Origin of the sequence: Bacillus sp. AFS029533 (genome assembly GCF_002585125.1) — a bacterium.
Lineage (GTDB): Bacteria > Bacillota > Bacilli > Bacillales > Bacillaceae_G > Gottfriedia > Gottfriedia luciferensis_B.
The window spans coordinates 45,767-63,566 of the sequence record NZ_NUQC01000053.1; the positions used below are offsets into that span (position 1 = coordinate 45,767).

Annotated in this window: 12 protein-coding genes; 1 reads left to right on the forward strand and 11 read right to left on the reverse strand. The window is 32.1% G+C overall.

The genetic code is table 11. The features are described from left to right. Window positions 1-139 precede the first annotated feature (139 nt). The 9 genes from COE53_RS21790 to COE53_RS21830 all read right to left on the reverse strand — a co-directional run bounded on the left by COE53_RS21790 (window position 140) and on the right by COE53_RS21830 (window position 10,621). The gene (locus COE53_RS21790) at window positions 140-1,960 is read right to left on the reverse strand and encodes an APC family permease (protein ID WP_069033814.1); all 1,821 of its coding nucleotides are present in this window, start codon (window positions 1,958-1,960) and stop codon (window positions 140-142) included. 343 nt (window positions 1,961-2,303) lie between these two features. Further along, the gene (locus tag COE53_RS21795) at window positions 2,304-2,561 is read right to left on the reverse strand and encodes a flagellar biosynthesis anti-sigma factor FlgM (RefSeq protein ID WP_069033813.1); all 258 of its coding nucleotides are present in this window, start codon (window positions 2,559-2,561) and stop codon (window positions 2,304-2,306) included. Between the two features lie 158 nt (window positions 2,562-2,719). Continuing rightward, window positions 2,720-3,250 (reverse strand): ComF family protein, encoded by a 531-nt coding sequence (locus COE53_RS21800; RefSeq protein WP_091023320.1) that lies wholly within the window; start codon window positions 3,248-3,250, stop codon window positions 2,720-2,722. 146 nt (window positions 3,251-3,396) lie between these two features. Next, a complete protein-coding gene (locus COE53_RS21805) occupies window positions 3,397-4,530 on the reverse strand; it encodes an ATP-dependent helicase ComFA (protein WP_180242467.1) in 1,134 nt (377 codons plus the stop codon). Window positions 4,531-5,423: 893 nt separating this feature from the next. After that, complete coding sequence (locus tag COE53_RS21810) at window positions 5,424-6,266, reverse strand: DegV family protein (RefSeq protein ID WP_069033810.1); 843 nt, start codon at window positions 6,264-6,266, stop codon at window positions 5,424-5,426. A 294-nt stretch (window positions 6,267-6,560) separates the two neighbouring features. Next, the gene (locus tag COE53_RS21815; protein WP_069033809.1) at window positions 6,561-7,238 is read right to left on the reverse strand and encodes a response regulator; all 678 of its coding nucleotides are present in this window, start codon (window positions 7,236-7,238) and stop codon (window positions 6,561-6,563) included. Window positions 7,239-7,388: 150 nt separating this feature from the next. Next, window positions 7,389-8,582, reverse strand: coding sequence for a sensor histidine kinase (locus tag COE53_RS21820; protein ID WP_091023314.1), 1,194 nt, complete (start codon window positions 8,580-8,582; stop codon window positions 7,389-7,391). A 290-nt stretch (window positions 8,583-8,872) separates the two neighbouring features. Then, window positions 8,873-9,916, reverse strand: a complete 1,044-nt coding sequence (locus COE53_RS21825; RefSeq protein ID WP_084006880.1) for an LCP family protein — start codon at window positions 9,914-9,916, stop codon at window positions 8,873-8,875. An 84-nt stretch (window positions 9,917-10,000) separates the two neighbouring features. After that, on the reverse strand, window positions 10,001-10,621 hold the full coding sequence (locus tag COE53_RS21830) for a YigZ family protein (protein ID WP_069033807.1): 621 nt from the start codon (window positions 10,619-10,621) through the stop codon (window positions 10,001-10,003). Window positions 10,622-11,950: 1,329 nt separating this feature from the next. On the opposite strand from COE53_RS21830, the gene COE53_RS21835 reads away from it, so the two are divergent. Next, window positions 11,951-12,607 (forward strand): sugar transferase, encoded by a 657-nt coding sequence (locus COE53_RS21835; protein WP_025671303.1) that lies wholly within the window; start codon window positions 11,951-11,953, stop codon window positions 12,605-12,607. Window positions 12,608-13,145: 538 nt separating this feature from the next. Here the strand turns inward: COE53_RS21835 and COE53_RS21840 are convergent. Next, window positions 13,146-14,819, reverse strand: a complete 1,674-nt coding sequence (locus COE53_RS21840) for an Ig-like domain-containing protein (RefSeq protein ID WP_091023312.1) — start codon at window positions 14,817-14,819, stop codon at window positions 13,146-13,148. A 128-nt stretch (window positions 14,820-14,947) separates the two neighbouring features. Next, window positions 14,948-17,758: an SH3 domain-containing protein gene (locus COE53_RS21845; RefSeq protein ID WP_180242468.1), complete on the reverse strand. Its 2,811-nt coding sequence runs from the start codon at window positions 17,756-17,758 to the stop codon at window positions 14,948-14,950. Window positions 17,759-17,800 lie beyond the last annotated feature (42 nt).

The following is a 17,800-nucleotide window of genomic DNA, read 5'->3' on the forward strand; positions in this document are numbered from 1 at the left end:
AACGAAAAATTCTAATTATTTCCCTACCTATCTTATTCGCTTACCTTTTGACTTGTCCTATTATTTTTTTCCTATTTTTATAAAAAGTAAATTTATGCCATTTTTCCTGCAAAGTTTTTTTCTTCTATAAAAAACTTTACTATACCTTAAATCTATAAGGTACAGTAGTTACAATAACACTTCGTTTATGAAGTAAATACGCTCTTAGTAATAAGCTTGATTGATTATGTAAAACATTATGCCAATTTTTTCTCGTAATAAACTGTGGTATTAAAACTGTAATTTCAAAGCCTTGTGCATGAGCTTTAGCTTCCATTTCATCTATTACTTTTAAAAGAGGTCTAGTGATTTCTCGATACTCAGAATGTTCAACAATTAGTTTTACGTTAGGGTTCCAAGCTTCCCATTTTTCTCTCATTTGCTCTTCACTTTCTTTATCAAAAGAAATGTAAACAGCATAGACTTCATCAGCAATTCCTTGAGCATATTGCATTGTACGTTCAACTACTTTTGTGATCCCAGCGACAGGAACTACCATGATATTTCCACTAATTTTTTCAGGAATATCATTGTTTAATCGTAATTGGTCACCTACTGCTTCATAATGCTTACGAATTCTTAAGAATAGAATAACAATCAAAGGTAAGAAAACAAATATTGACCAAACTTGATTTAACTTAGTAGTTAAGAAAATAATCGAAACTGTTGCTGAGATAAATGCCCCAACAAAGTTGGCAGTTAATTTCGGTAACCAGCCAGCCGGTTTTTCCCTAATCCATTTAATTACCATACCAGTTTGAGAAAGTGTAAATGGTACAAACACACCAACAGCATATAATGGAATTAATGCTTCAGTTTTACCTTGGAAAGCAATAATTAATAAAATTGAAGCTACACCAAGTGTAATAATACCATTTGAATATCCTAAACGATCTCCTCGAAGTAAGTACATTCTTGGCATAAATTTATCACTTGCTAAGTTATAAGCTAGTAATGGGAATGCAGAAAATCCTGTATTAGCTGCTAATACAAGGATTAGCGCTGTTGTCCCTTGTATAAAGAAATAGATTATATTTCGTCCAAAAATATCAGAACCTAATTGGGACATAACTGTTTCTTCTGCATTTGGTACAATTCCATACCAGTAAGCTAAAAACATAACTCCCGAAAATAGTACTGCTAAAATCGAACCCATCAACAATAGTGTTTTTGCCGCATTTTTATCTGAAGGCACTTTAAAGTTCGGAATTGCATTTGAAATTGCTTCAACACCAGTTAAGGCTGAGCAGCCAGATGAAAATGCTTTTAAAAGAATAAAGAGAGAAATCCCTGGAACAACTGTACCAATCGCTGAATGTGCTGTTTGTGGTGCATGGCCTGTAAAGACATTATATAAACCTACGATAATGATAATAACAAGTGCTACAACGAATAAATAAACTGGATATGCCAAAATCGAAGCAGATTCAGTTAGTCCGCGTAAGTTTAAAATTGTAATACATATAACCAAAATAACAGCAATAAAAACTGTATGAGCGTGCAAAGCTGGGAAGGCCGACGTAATCGCGTCCGTACCTGCTGACACACTAACCGCTACCGTCAAGATATAGTCAACTAACAATGATCCACCGGCAACTAAACCAGGAATAACACCGAGGTTTTGTTTAGATACGACATAAGCGCCTCCACCGTGAGGATAACTAAAAATAATTTGGCGATAAGATAAAATTAATGCTAGTAATAAAATCAGTACGCCTATACCAATCGGAACCGAATACCAATACGCTACCGCCCCAACCGTAGTTAAAACGATCAGAATCTGCTCCGGACCGTATGCTACTGAAGAAAGCGCATCTGACGATAGAATTGCCAAGGCCTTCGTATTCGATAACTTTTGTTCACTTAACTCTGTTGACTTAAGTGGTTTACCAATTAAGTATCGTTTTAAAATCGATAACATATGTACACCTCTACATAAAAAGTAAAAAACTAAACTATTTGAGTTTATCACATTATTAGAAACAATTGTGTGATATATTAAGAAAATCTTTCCATAATTTTATTAAGTTTTTTTCAAAATAATTAATATTAACTTCCCTCCAAATCAAATTAAAATACAATAAAATGAAAGAGTACTTTAAAAACTTCAAGACACAAATAAGATAAGATTTTGATTCGTATGTAAATCCTTTTTATTTCCTTGCCTAGACACAGAAAGAACTTAACATTTTGCTAAGTTCTTTCCTATTTTTTACATATATAGCTTAACAATTTTAGTAACAATCCGGTTCGGTTGTTAACCTTTATTTCTTATTAAAATAGCTAAGCATTTTTTCAGCCACTTTCATTGGTTGAACTTTGTATGTTCCCTCGTCAATTTGTTTTTTTAATTGCTTAATACGTTCATCACGTTTTGCGATTATCTGATTGGCGTTTTGATTATCCTTTGCTTGAGGGGAGATTTCTATTTTTCCTTCTTGTTCTCGTTTATTTTGTTCATTTTTTTCTACTTTGTATCGATGTAAATGAACTTTATCCTCATCAGATGTATTACCCTTCATATTTCTCACCTCATCGCTAATCGTTTTATACCTCGGATTTAATATTAAATTACGATCCTTTATCTGTATTTTTTTTTATTCTGTCCAATGACCACTATTTATATCGGTAAAACTCGTAGTAAAATTAAGTTCTTTTATAATTAACAAGCCGCCAAGCTTTATGCCCGAATTAATGTAAGAGAATGTACTTCAGTAGCACCATTTTGTAACAATATCGTTGCGGCATCTTGTACCGTTTTACCAGTTGTATACACATCGTCAAGTAATACAATCGGTTCGTTATCGATTTTTTCCGCACAACAATAAGAAAAAACTTGTTCTCGGCTAAGTCTTTCATAACGGTTTAACTTACTTTGTTTTTCCGTATGAATTCTTTCTAAACAATTTGTTAAGTTTAAACCTGCATATTGTGCAAGCACTTCAACTTGATTAAAGCCTCGTTCCTTTAGTCTCGCATCACTTAGAGGTATTGGAACTATTTTATAATTTTTGAAAGAATTTTCATAGTATTCCCTCAAATCATCCGCAAATATAGATGCTAACTGAACATCACCACAAAATTTAAATTTATTGAGCCACTCTTTTATTTCATTTGTGTAATGAAAGATCGACTTATTAATAATTAACGGCATTTCTAGCTTTAAACTTATATACTCGATACAATTTTTACAAAGCTTTTGATTCTCCATAATGTAACCACAACAAATTTCACAAACAGGATCAATTATTTTTTTAAATTTCGATATACATTGTGAACAAGTTAATTCATTGGTTTGAAAAAACAATTTATGAAAGGAAAACTTCTCAACAAATCGAACACCACAATATACACAAATCACTTATTATCCAACCAGCCTTTCTTGATACCTAAATGATTCATTAGAAGTATTTGCTTTTTAGCTTTGACCATTTCTTCGCTTATTCCATTATGAAAAAAGATAACTTCTCCCTTTGCATAATTTATATGCCTACCAGCACGTCCAGCAATTTGGACTAATGCACTTTCAGTAAAAATCTCTTCATCAGCACCTAATACAGCTATTTGGCTATTCGGAATCGTAACGCCTCTCTCTAAAATTGTCGTTGTAATTAAAACTTGCGTATCACCATTTCGAAAAGCACTCACTTTTTCATGTCTTTGTGGATCTTGACTATGAACTGATGCCGATTTAACTGTTATCTTTTTAACGGCCTCTTCTATAAAAATACATTCATTAATTGTAGGGACAAACAAAAAAATAGGGCAGCCTTTCTGAATAAATAATTTAATCCATTTTTCTAAAGAATTTGGGAGTTTTTGTGTTTTGCGGATTGTTTTACGCCAGTTGCCAATCCATTTAAAGCTTGGTACTGGCAGGGGTTGCCTATGGTATCTTGTGGGAACCATTACATTTTTGATTTTATTTTTTAGCGCAAGTAGTTGTTGTTCACTAGTGGGAGTAGCAGTCATTTGTACTGTAGAACCTTTAATCGTTCTTGATTCATTTGCAACCCAGTGCAAATGTGTTTCAATATTATAAGGAAAAGCATCAACTTCATCGATAATTAATAAGTGGAAGGTATGTCTAAATTTCATTAACTGATGTACTGTACAAATCGTTATCCTATTTCCATCCCATATCTCTTCACTACCTCCATAAAGTACTGCAATTGAAATAGTAGGGAAGGCTTGTCTGAATCGAATCGATAGCTCCAAAACAACATCTACTCGAGGAGTTGTAATACAAACAAATTTTCCTTGCTGTAGTGCAGCTTCAATCCCTTCAAACAACATTTCTGTTTTTCCTGCACCACAAACTGCCCAAAGTAGCAAATTCTGATTTTCGTTCACAGCTTCAACTACTTTAATAGAGGCTTCTTTTTGCTGAGGTGAAAGTTTACCATCCCATTCGAGTCCAGAAATTGAGGGATCGAATCTCAAATCATCTTCATTAATGATTAACTCAGTACATGTCGACATCTTTCCCATAGTGATGCATTTTCGACAATATGTACAATGTGATGAACATTTAGCACAAAAATGAGTAGCGAAAAAGTGTTGATTTTGATTACCACAACGAAAGCATTGATAACGATTTTTAATTTTTTGAACCGCTTGAATGATTACACTTGTTGGAGGGATTTCCTGAAGGTTTATTGTGGGGAGAAGTTGGAGTTTTCTACCGTAAAATTTGTCCATTTTTAACCTACTTTCTTATATTATTTATTTTGAGGGATGAAACTTGGGAGCTTTTAAAAAGGTTCCACATAAATATGGCCATCTTCAAATATTACATCCAATCATTCACTAACGAAGTAAAATCCAGTGAAATTTCTTTGTCAAATATATAGATATATTGTGACGAGTTTTTAAGGATAAAAATCCCTCTTCAATAATTCTACAGTTCGTTTGTAAAGTAGACTAAAAATAATTTAATTCTAGTTAAAAACGAAGCATTTTTGATCAAATTCTATATAAACTCTAAAAAAACTTTAAGTGAAATTGAATAAAATCTTCAATAATTTATCGAGTTTTTCTCTTTCATTGCGATTTCTCTGGTTTTATTTGTGATTTTCTATTTTTAATTGCGATTCTCATTATTTAATTGCGTTACCTAGATTTTATTTGCAATTCTCTATTTTTAATTGCGTTACCTAGATTTTAATTGCGATTCTCACTATTTAATTGCCTTACCTAGACTTTATTTGCGATTCTCTATTTTTAATTGCGTTACCTAGATTTTAATTGCGATTCTCACTATTTAATTGCCTTACCTAGATTCTAATTGCGATTTCTAGTTTTTATTTCAAATACTCACTTTTTAATTACAATAACAAATATTCACTGCTAAAAAAAAAGCCCCTAATCAAAGGAGCTCCTACTCAAACAACATACCAACCCAATCCTAAAGCACCTTCACCAAGATGCGTTCCAATTACTGGGCCAAAATATGAAGTTTCTATTTCAACATTCGGATATGTTTCACTAAGTTGTTGGGCTAACTTTTTTGCATCGTCTTCACGATTTGAGTGAATAACAACTGCTTTCATTTTTTCGCCTTTTGATGCAACTTCGCCAAATAAATCTGTAATTCGTTTCATTGCCTTTTTTTCAGTTCGAATTTTTTCAAAGGCAACAATTTGTTTGTCTACAAATGTTAGAATTGGCTTTACTTGTAGTAAACTTCCTACAAATGCTTGTGCACTTGAAAGTCTTCCACCGCGTTGCAGGTGATCTAAATCAAAAACCATAAAGTAAGCATCAGCAGATTGTTTTATTTCATCTAATCGCTCTATGATTTCAGTTGGTCCAGCACCATTCTTTGCCATTTTCGCAGCTTCAATGACATAAAACCCTTGGACCATGCAGCTAATTTCTGAATCGTAAGCGACTACTTCTAAGTTATCAATCATTGAACCTGCTGATACAATACTTTGATAGGTTCCACTAATTCCACTTGATAAAGTGATAGCAACTACTGCCTCATATTCTTTTGATAGCTGTTCAAATTTTTCAATAATCGTGCCATATGCAGGCTGTGAAGTTTTTGGAAGTTCCTTTTGTTCACGGACCTTGAGGAAAAATTGTTCAGCAGTAATTTCAACTTCTTCTTGGTAGGACGCGTCTCCGAAGATTACATTAAGAGGCAACATATGTATATCTAAAGAATCTCTTACTTCCTTTGGGATATAGGATGTACTATCTGTAACAATTGCAGTTCTCATGTTCATATCCTTTCTTATATATATTAACGTTTAACTATGTATTTATTGGTTTTAATTTTACACAACTAATTAAGTAAAATCATTGTATTTCATTCTCTTTACTCTTTAGCCCATTCGACAAGTCAGCTAGACTTAGAAAGACTATTATACTCAAAAGCCTATTTATTGAAAAGATAAAGTGGGCATTTATTGTTGCTATGTTTCAGACTAAAAGTGAAATATCAAATATAATGTTCTTTGTCTACAAACTAAAACAGAGTACCGATCCTCCGATACTCTGCTTTTTGTATCTAACTATTTCACTTCTACCCAAGCATTTCTAATTGCCGTCACTACAGCATGAGTACGGTCATTTACTTCTAGCTTTTGTAGAATATTACTTACATGGTTTTTGACAGTTTTTTCACTAATAAAGAGAGCTTCACCAATAGCACGGTTACTTTTACCATCTGCTAGCATTTGAAGCACTTCACATTCTCTTCTAGTAAGTAAATGTAATGGACGGCGCACTTCTACTTCGCGAGATTTAAATAATTGTTCTTTAAGTGATAGTCTTCTAAATTCTTCAACTAGGTTGTGAGTAATCTTCGGATGTAAATAACATCCACCTTTTGTAACGACTTTAATCGCTTCAATAAGTGTATCTGAGTCCATTTCTTTTAATAAATAGCCTCTTGCACCTACTTTCAGGACATGAGTTACATACGATTCATCATCATGAATTGATAAAATGATTACTTTTGCATCAGGATGTTTTTCTAGTAATGCTTTTGTAGCAGTTACTCCGTTCATTGTCGGCATGTTTATATCAACAATAAATATATCTACTTGATGTTGATCCATGATATTTACAACCTCTGTACCGTCTGAACCTTCAGCAACAACATCAAAACTCTCTTCAAAATCTAGGATTCTCTTAATTCCTTCACGAAACAATTTATGATCATCTACAATTGCAATTCTAGTTTTCATTTCATTACTCCTCTGTTTATTTGATCTAGTTTGCTAATCTATCGAAATTTGTAGAAATTGGTATTTTTTTCTAAATTATAGTATATTTTAACATATTTTCTTATTGCTTACGACGCAAATCTCCAAAAAACGTGAAATAAAATTTTACTTTTAGGAATTTTCAGACGCTTTATTTTGAAATGACATTTCTAATTCATTCTCTATTTCTACATCTAAAGTGATCCTAATTGTCGTACCTATGTCTATTATAGATTCGATTATAAAATCTCCACTTAATAACTCAACGCGTTCTTTCATTCCTATTAATCCAAAAGAGTTTTCACTTTGCCCTTTGCCAACGGGAAAACCAATTCCATCATCCTGTACGAAAACTTTAATTTTGTTTCTTAAAAACTCTAATCTTACAAAAATTGTTGATGGATTGGCATGCTTACATGCGTTTTGAACCGCCTCTTGGATGATCCGAAAGATTGCAACTTCTATTTTTGAATTAAGTCTTTTTTCGCTTTGACCGCAATAGTCAAATTTTATTTCAATATGCTTATACGACTCTAGCGATTTTAAATATTTATTAAGGGCTGGAACTAAACCTAAATCATCTAATGCCATTGGGCGTAGATCATATATAATTCTTCTAACTTCCCCTAATGCGCAACGGACTTGTTCCTTTATATCACCTAATTCTTTTCTTGCATCTTCTTCTGGTCTTTGGCGATATGTTTTTATTAAAAAGTCTGACTGCATTAATATACTGGCTAACGTTTGGGCTGGGCCATCATGAATTTCGCGTGATAACTTTATACGCTCCTCTTCCTGAGCTTGTATCAGTTGGAATCCGAACTCTTGTTTTTGTTTTGCCTCTTCATGTAAATGACTAACTTGCTTAAAGTCTGTATTAAGGTAGTTTAAAACAATTGAAATACGGGAAACTATTAATTCGGCTTTTTGTAGTTTCTCTAACAAAGTCTGAAGTCTATTTTCTAATTCTTTTCTACGATGATTTAGGACTTTTTCTTCCTTTAATGAAAGAAAGTGCTGTTCCTGAATGTTTTGGACAGTTTCATATACTGACTTTACTTGAGATTCAGTATACCGATTAAATTCCCCATCAACTTCAGTTAGTTTTTTGCGTGCCGCTCGGGCTAATAAATCTAATCTAACCGTATTTTCAATCTTCTCTACTACTTGTAATTTTACTTCTTCAAGCTCTACTCTTAATTTCTCGTATTCTGAGCGAGTATCTTCAACAATTCCAAACACATGGGACTTACTATCTATAACAGATGAGAGCATATTATCCATAATTTCGTCTAGTGTCTGATTGTCCATTTTTCTAGCTGTCATTCACCTTTTCCCCCATTAGCCTATTACTAAATGACTAATAAATTTATGTATATTTAATATTATAATGTAAATAGGATTATAATTGTACAAAAATTTGAAATAAGCAAAAATTTTAATTTTTCCGATTCAAACCTTATATTACCAATATATATTGGTATTTTATTATAAATTTTAAAAAATACATACCTTTATATAACATCCTTAACACAATGTTAACAAGTATTACAAATATATTACGATTGACCCAATAAAAAAGCTGATTCCTGTAAAAGAATCAGCTTTCTGCCTATTTATTTATTGGTACTATTTTCATTTTCAGAACTACTATCTGAATTAATTGTATTAGTTGTATTCGTTTTAGATGGTTTTTCTAAACCTAAGTGAACTCGGAATTTGCTAGTAATTTCTTTTACACTTTCCTCTTCAGGAACATAGTAGTAAATACCGTGAATCGTATCATCGTTACCTTTTAATTTTATTGTTTCTAAGTCATTTTCAGTAATATTAGGTAAATGCTTCGCAAGTGAAATACCACCGCTCATTTTCATATTCGTACTAATATTTTTACTGAACACTTTCGCATATTGATCCATTTTCATGATTGTTTCAGGTGATTTAATTTCATTTAAAATCGCTTTAATTACTTGTTGTTGTCTTTCTTCACGTCCAAAATCACCACGAGGATCACGTTTACGCATACGTGAATATGCTAATGCCTGTTGTCCATCTAAATGCATCATACCCTTTGTAAAGTAAACCTTTTTCCTTGGTGTAGTATCTGTATTTTCCCAGAAATCAAATGGTACATCAACATCAATTCCACCAACTGCGTCAACTATGTTTTTAAAGCCATTAAAGTCGACTGTAACGTAATAATCAATTGGTACATTTAAGAATTGCTCAACTGTATCAACTGTTAATTGTAAACCGCCATATGAATATGCATGGTTTATTTTAGTTTTATCTGCATGTCCAGGGATACTTACATATGTATCACGAGGAATACTCATTGTTTTAATTGTCTCTTCTTTTGGATTAAAGGTAGCAAGGATCATCGAGTCAGTTCGTCCACCCTTTCCACCGGTTGAATAGTTTTCAATCCCTAAGAAGAGAATAGATATTGGGTCTTTCGATATTGCAACTTTTTCATTTCTTAAGTTTGAAGAAATATCTTCCCCTTTTGTTGCTTTATTTAATTCAAGATATGTTCTAACGCCTTTATATCCTACAAACACTAAGGCTACTACAATGATAAGTAATAATACCCTAGCAATTATACCTCTCTTTTTCTTTCTTCTTTTCTTGGCCATTTTTCGAGAATGATTCTGATTCATATGTTCGAATAGACCTCCTTTAAAATTAGTATGATTGTTCTATTTAAAATTAGTCATAAATTTACTATTTATAAAGCTAGACTACTACATGTATTTAACAATACTTTCATTTATATGGCAACTACCATTTGTTAACTCAATCATCCAGTTTTTGAAGATATCTACTTCATCAATCTTAATCCAAAGTTCAAAGCTTACTTCTTCCATGTGGTTAACATTTTCTAAATGATAATGCGAGTTCCGTAAAGCGAACTCTACTTTACCTAACAATTTATAATTTATCTTTACGTTCATTACTTTAACTAATGAACGCTCAACAATTCCAACGGCGTTTAGCCCTTCACTGACTGCTTGTCCATATGCACGAATTAATCCTCCTGCTCCAAGCTTTTTACCGCCAAAATACCTTGTTACAACAACAACAGTATCTTTTAAATCTCTCTTTTTCAAAACTTCTAACATTGGAACTCCAGCCGTACCACTCGGTTCACCATCATCATTGGCTTTTTGAACTTCATCATTTTCACCGATTAAATAAGCTGAGCAATTATGTGATGCATCAAAATGCTTTTTTTTAATTTCTGAAATGAATCGTTGCGCATCAACTTCAGTTTTCGCTTCATTTATGTAACAAATAAATTTCGATTTTTCAATCTCAATCTCATGACTACCAAAGCCACAAACAGTGAAATAATTCGCTAGCATTTAACACCTAACCTTTCGACTAAATTAAACAAAATTTCGACTCACTTCAATATATTACTACAATTATTCATTCCATTCCTTAAAAAACACTAACATTCTTCAAAAGTAAGTATTTACTGACAAGATTTTATACAGTAACATTAGAAATAATGCTTAATAATTTAGTTTTAAATTTTAACCAACTTCAATGATCAACCATTATGATTTAATCATTTCATACAAAAAAGTAAAGATTTCATTTTCGCACGAATATCAAACTGTCTATCCACAATGCATAAAATTTATATCAATTACTGATACCACTTCAAGAGATTTCTACTCAATTTAAATTAAATTTAACAATATTGAAAACTAAGTGATAAATCCATTTCATCGTTGGTCATTTCTAGGCATATCCCCATTAATTTATTTGTTTTTTCATTTAAAAATTAAAGTTTACACCTTTTTTAAGAAGAAGATTATCCTAAATGATCAAAAATATTAGAATCATATTTCTTCTGTGGTAATAAGTTTAATAATGCGGTAATTAAAAATGCAGTTAATAAGAGCATTTTATTTACAATCATATGATAAAAAAGCAATACTCCTCTCTGAATATTAATATAGTCCTTAATGGAACTACGTAAATTATAAATTGCGCCTACTTAATTCAAAATTAAACATAACAGCAATGAAAAGTGCTAAAAGAGGTTTTCAATAAGTAAAAAAATTCTTGAGCAATTACGAAGAGGGAGCTGATTTTTGGAGAAACAAAAAACAAGGTTTTAAAGGAAGGATAAAAAAACTATATTTATTCATAATAATTATAAGGAGAATCATCAAAATATTGTTATTACATACTCAATTACAAAACTAAGATTATAAAAAAGATTAATCCCCACAAATAGTTAGATTCTTTGTTTATTTAACAAATGTTTTTATTTACTTATTTTCTTACAATAGCGTATGAAAATAAGGGAAGACAAATAGCTGATAAAATATCTATATGGGGTTTTATTCCTTTGGGAAAGTGCTATTTTAACGCGACGTATTATTCCACTTACTTTAAGCTAAAATAATAATACTTAAAAAGTCGACCTGGACAAAAGTTTGATCAATTACTAATTATTGTAATGCCGATTAATAATTCATTCTTGCACACACTATAAGTGTAAGGTACCCTTGTGAACTTTTTATGTGGAGTAATAAGCTTGTAACATAAAAATAATTTGATTTTTTTCTGCGAACATTTATAATTGTTATGATGTTATAAAACGTAAACGTTATACATTAGGACATGTTGCAATGCACTTGCAAGGATGGGCCTAAATTATAAACTGGGGTGTTTAAATGGCCTTACAGAATACTCAACAAAAGGTTGAAAGCCGCTACTCAATTCAACAACTTGAGTCATTAAAAAAGAAAAGTATTTTTTATTCATTTATAAAAAGAACATTGGATATAGTCTTTGCGTCGCTCGCGTTTGTGATTTCTTTACCATTCGTATTGTTCTTTATCGCATTAATTAAAATTGATTCTCCTGGTCCTGCTCTTTTCATCCAAGAACGAGTTGGATTAAATGGGAAGATTTTTAATATTTACAAGTTAAGAACAATGCGTATGGATGCAGAGATAAATGGACCACAATGGGCTAGTACGGATGATCCTCGCATTACAAAACTTGGTCACTTCCTTCGAAAAACTCGTATCGATGAATTACCGCAGTTCGTCAATGTCTTACGTGGAGATATGAGTCTTGTTGGTCCTAGACCAGAAAGAGCGTTTTTTTTAGTAAAATTTAATCATGAAGTACCAGGCTTCACTAATCGCTTAACAGTCAAACCAGGGTTAACAGGTTGGGCACAAGTGAATGGCGGGTATGAATTAACTCCGAAAGAGAAGTTAGTTTTGGATTTACACTATATTGAACATCGCTCAATTATGTTAGACATTCGAATTATGTTTAAAACAATTAAAGTTGTTTTAACTGGTGAAGGTGCTCGTTAAGTAATTTAAGATAAGTTCAAAATTCTCTTATTAAAAATAATAGTTTAACACCAAAAGGCCATTTCTCAATTGGGAAATGGCCTTTTAATTTCTTTAATAATATATAGTATTGATCATAAAAATACTTTGTAAGGTAAAAAACATTTTAAATTCCGAAAATTACCCACAATTTCAGAAGTTTATTAACAATTTGTGGATAACATATAATACTTATCCACAAACCGCTTGTTTATAAATTAATTCAAGTAGGCAAGAAATATAAAGATACGACAAAATTCTATCAAAATGAAAATTGTTAATCTTTTCTTCCTGTCGATAAGTATTAATTTTATTCACAAGTTATCCACATATTAAAAACAAATTGCATTCTTCTTAAACATATTTTGTAAAAACAGATCCTCGTCTACTTAATTATCGAGCATTGGAAATGAAGCAATTGTATAGTCCGAAATAAATAAATTTACTCTTTCCAATAAGAACTTGAAAAATAAAAAAAATACAATGCAATAAGAAAAAAACTTATCGCATCGTATTTAAACTATTTTACAACTTTAATTGTACGAACACTTTTGTTTCCTGATTTATCAATGACATAAACCTTTAAATATGTGTTTGCTTTCTGTACTTTTATTGATACAGAAAATTTACCACTGGAATTAACCGAGCTTTGACCTATTAATGTGCTTCCTCGATAAATCTTCACTGAAGCATATTTCTCAGCACTACCTGTAACAGTTTTAGATTTTGAAGTAACTTTATTAACAACTGGAAGAGCTGGTGGTGTTTTATCTAATACTTTTAAAGACTTTGTTGTACTTACATTTCCAGCTTTATCCGTAGCAGTTACACTAACTGTCGTTCCACTTTTTTGCTTTGAAATTGTAAATTTGTAGCTTTTATTTGAAGCAGCTGTTGTGCTTTTTTGAAGCTTACTATTTATATATAGTTTAACTGTAGAACCTGCTTCTGCTGTTCCGGTAATAGTAGTTGATTGATCTGAAACTGTATTCATTGTTGGTGTTGTAGGTTTTGTTTTATCGATTGTAAATTTAATAGTTGTTGTATTCATCACTGAATCTTTCACTACCAATGTATAGCTTCCCGCTTTTGAAACTAAGTAGTCATTATTAATACGTGTACCATTCAAAGTTGCGATACCCTCATTAAAGTGAAGTTTTACATCTTTATTGTAGAATTTCCCATTAGCAACCCCAGTTATAATCGGGTTTACTAAATCATATTTCTTCGTAATGTATGCAGATGAAATAAATCCTATTTTTCCATCTGCTCTTTTCACTTTAAACCAAGCGAATTGGTTATCATCACTCTTAGTATCAAACTGGATTTCGTCATAAATTGTTAATGGTGTATATTTAGCAAGTCTTTCCCACTTTGGAGTTGGTTTATCTTGCTCTACCGATGTATTTGGTTCTGGTCGTAATTTAGCACCATCTACTGTTACGTATGCAATTTCTCCCTTTTTCATGAAGAAAGGAGAATCATGAAGGAGCTCTTTATTGATTGTATAAAGAGAAGTTTTAAAAATAATTGGTGCTTTACTATCTTTGTTATAATCAAAATCTGACGTTTTAAATGGATACCTAGCTAAAACCGCTGGGGCATCATCAAGCCTTAAATAGCTTTGGCCTTCTATTATTCGGAATACTTTTTCCTGATAGGCATTTACATTGACCGATCCATCTTCCTGTTTAAGTGGACTATTGGCAGGTACATTACCATTATAAGCCATAACAGGAAAATACCAGTTCTCAATAATATGACGATTAGCACCACTAATTCTTGGTAATAGGTAGTTTCCGCCTGATTTCAAATTGTATTTCTCGTTAAGAATCTCGACACCAGCTTGAATATTATATGCAATATCATTTTCTAGTCGTTGCTGATCATAAATAGGTTGATCTGTATTTTCAGTAATTTGCATAATACCAAGCCCACCATCAAGGGACTTCATTTTCTGGTTCCAACCAGATTCCCTCCAAGCAATTGCCTTTACAACCTCAGGTGGAATATCGGCGTTTATTGCCGCATAAGTCAATAAACAATTAACCTGTTGTATAGAAGGAGCTGGAGTTTTACTAGCGTCTCCACACTTTGAAGCCCAATCTGTGTTTGTTTCTGCACTAGCTTTTCCAGTAAATAAACTTACTGATAAAGCCGTTATTAAACCACTTTTCAGAAAAAAAGATTTCATTGTATCTTCTCCAATCTACTTAAATATTAAGCAATAAATCTATTTTAACATACTTCAATTCATGACTATCTATTTGTCTATAAATCTCATAAAAAAAATGGCTCAGTTTTTCTGAGCCATCAAAAATATTATTTTAATTCTTGCTTAACATAACTTGAAGATACCCATCCAAAGCTTCCATTCGCTAGTTTGATTTTATACCATTTTTTTGAACTATCCATTGTTAAAGTACCATCTGTATTTGTAACAATACTTACGTAATTATTAAGGTTTAATGTGCCAATTACATTATTTTCAATTGTAGTTGCAGTTGAGCGCACGTTTAAACCATCTGTTGTTACTCTACCTAAGTTTTTAGCAGATAAAGTTTGGCTATATACATTTAATTTGATACTGTTTGTCCAAAAAACATTTCCATTTATTGATAATTTAAACCAATAATTATTTGTTTTTTCAAGAAGAAGGAAGGTTGTACCGGCTGTAATCGATTTCACTTTAGTCGTATCTCCCTTTGCGGTATATAGATCAATATTTCCTTTTGCAACCGCTTGGATATTAGCAGGGAATACATCACTACCAACAGGAGTAGTTGGACTGCCTGGAATCGTGGTATTCGGTTGAGCTTTATCATAATACGCTTTATCAAACGGTAGAATTTTTTGCATATGTTGAGCAATCAATTTACCCCAGTTTGGATCAGTCGCGTAATAAAAATTCATCCCTTCACTCGCTCCATCTATTCTTACATTGCTCATATCTTTTGTACTGAATCCAAGATATGCACCTTTATATTTCCAGTTACTTGGATTTAAGTAAGTAGATTTAATTGAGCGAGCAATATACTCTACATTCTCCTGAACGCTCATAAATTTATATGATGCTATATATGGCGTTGAATCATATGAACCAAATCCAAATAAGTTATTTTTTCCTAATGAAATTTGAGATGTACCAAATCCACTTTCATGAATGGCATGTGCTGCTAAATAAAGTGCATTTACACCATATTTATTTCCAGCATCAATAAATAATTGTCCTTGACCAGTCAGAATACTCTTAACTCCACTTTTCACATTATTAGCAATATAGGTATTAATTTGCGAAGCAGTTACAGGAGATTGTGTACGCAGATCAATAAACTGGTAGCTATCTCTTGATGTCATTGGGTCACCAGTTTTTACTTGTTTGATATATGTTCCGGATACATATCCCGTTTTCCCATTGTAACTAACCTTATACCAATTGTTAGAAGTTTTATCAGTTGCAATTAAAACCATATTAACCGGTATTACCGTAAGCAATGATGAAGAAGCATCATACGTTTGACGTAAATTTAATTCTGAAGTCGTAACATACGTCGTATCTGTTATATTCGTTATCGTCACGACATCACTTTTTCCGAAATCTCCTGCTCTTACATATCCATTTACACCGTTATAAGACACACTATACCAATTACCAATTTTTTTGCTAATCGGGATAACTGTATCTTTTGGAATTTGAATAAGCTGTTTTGATGCATCGCCGAACGATTCATATAAATATGTTGCATTTAGTGCCTTATAATTCGTAGTAGTAAATGTTGTGAAGCTATTTGCAGTTACGTCTTCACTCTTAACATAAAGATTTTGTCCATTGTAATTAATTCGATACCATATCTTCCCTACTAAATCTGTCGCTTTTTGAGTTGAAGCAAAGCCATTATCTCCATTAACTGTAGTTACTACAGGTTTTGTCGCATCTGGAGTTGCATATAAGTTAGTGACTGCTTTCGTAAAATAATATGCAGTACTTGTAGTTTCATATTTTATTTCATTTACTTTAGTAAAGTTACTTATATAAACATAACCTGTTATTCCATTAAACGTAACGTTATACCAGTTACCAATACGTTTTGATGATGAAACAACGGTACCAATTGGAATATGCGCTAGCACTTTATACGAATTTCCAAATGATTGATATAGACCAGCTATATTAATTGCTTTATACTTTGTCTGTTCAAATGTAGTTAAAGCACTTTTCGTAACATCAGCGCTATTTAGGTATAATGTTTTTTCATTATAACTGACGCGGAGCCAAGTTTGGCCAATGCTATTTACTACTTTTTGAGTACTGATAAATCCATTATTCGCTACTACAGTATATACTGAAGCATTTTTTGTATCAGGTGTTGGATATAGCTTTGTAGTTTTATTTGTTAAATAATAAGCCGTGTTTTGAGTAATATATGTATTAGTTACTTTAGTAAAGTTACTTATATAAACATAACCAGATTTTCCATTAAACGTAACGTAATACCAGTTACCAACTCGTTTTGATGATGTAACAACGGTACCAACTGGAATTTGCGCTAGTACTTTAGAGGAATTTCCAAATGATTGATATAGACCAGCCATTTTAATTGCTTTATACTCTGTCTGAGCAAATGTAGTTGCAGTACTTTTCGTAACATCAGTGCTATTTACGTATAATGTTTTGCCATTATAACTGACGCGGAACCAAGTTTGGCCAATGCTATTTACTACTTTTTGAGTACTGCTAAATCCATTATTCGCAACTACAGTATATACTGCAGCTTTTTTGGTATCAGGTGTTGGATATAGCTTTGTAGTTTTATTTGTAAAATAATAAGCCGTACTTTGAGTAGTATATGTATAATATTCATTTAAATAGGTACCATTTACCCAACCAGTTATTCCACTGTAGGTTACTTTATACCAGTTACCATTTTTCTGTGTTGCAGTAATTACTTTTCCTTTTGGAATAGTCAACAATGTCTTATAGGTTGCACCTGCACCTTGCCTTAAATTGAGATTTGCTGTCGTTTGATACTTCGTTTTAATATTTACGATCGCTGCACTCGCTTTTGATGTTTCCAGACCGATATTAGGACAGGAAATGCTGGAGGTGCCTACTAATATACTTGTTGATACCAAAAGTACTCTTCCCATTTTTTTCATGTATCAAATTTTCCTTTC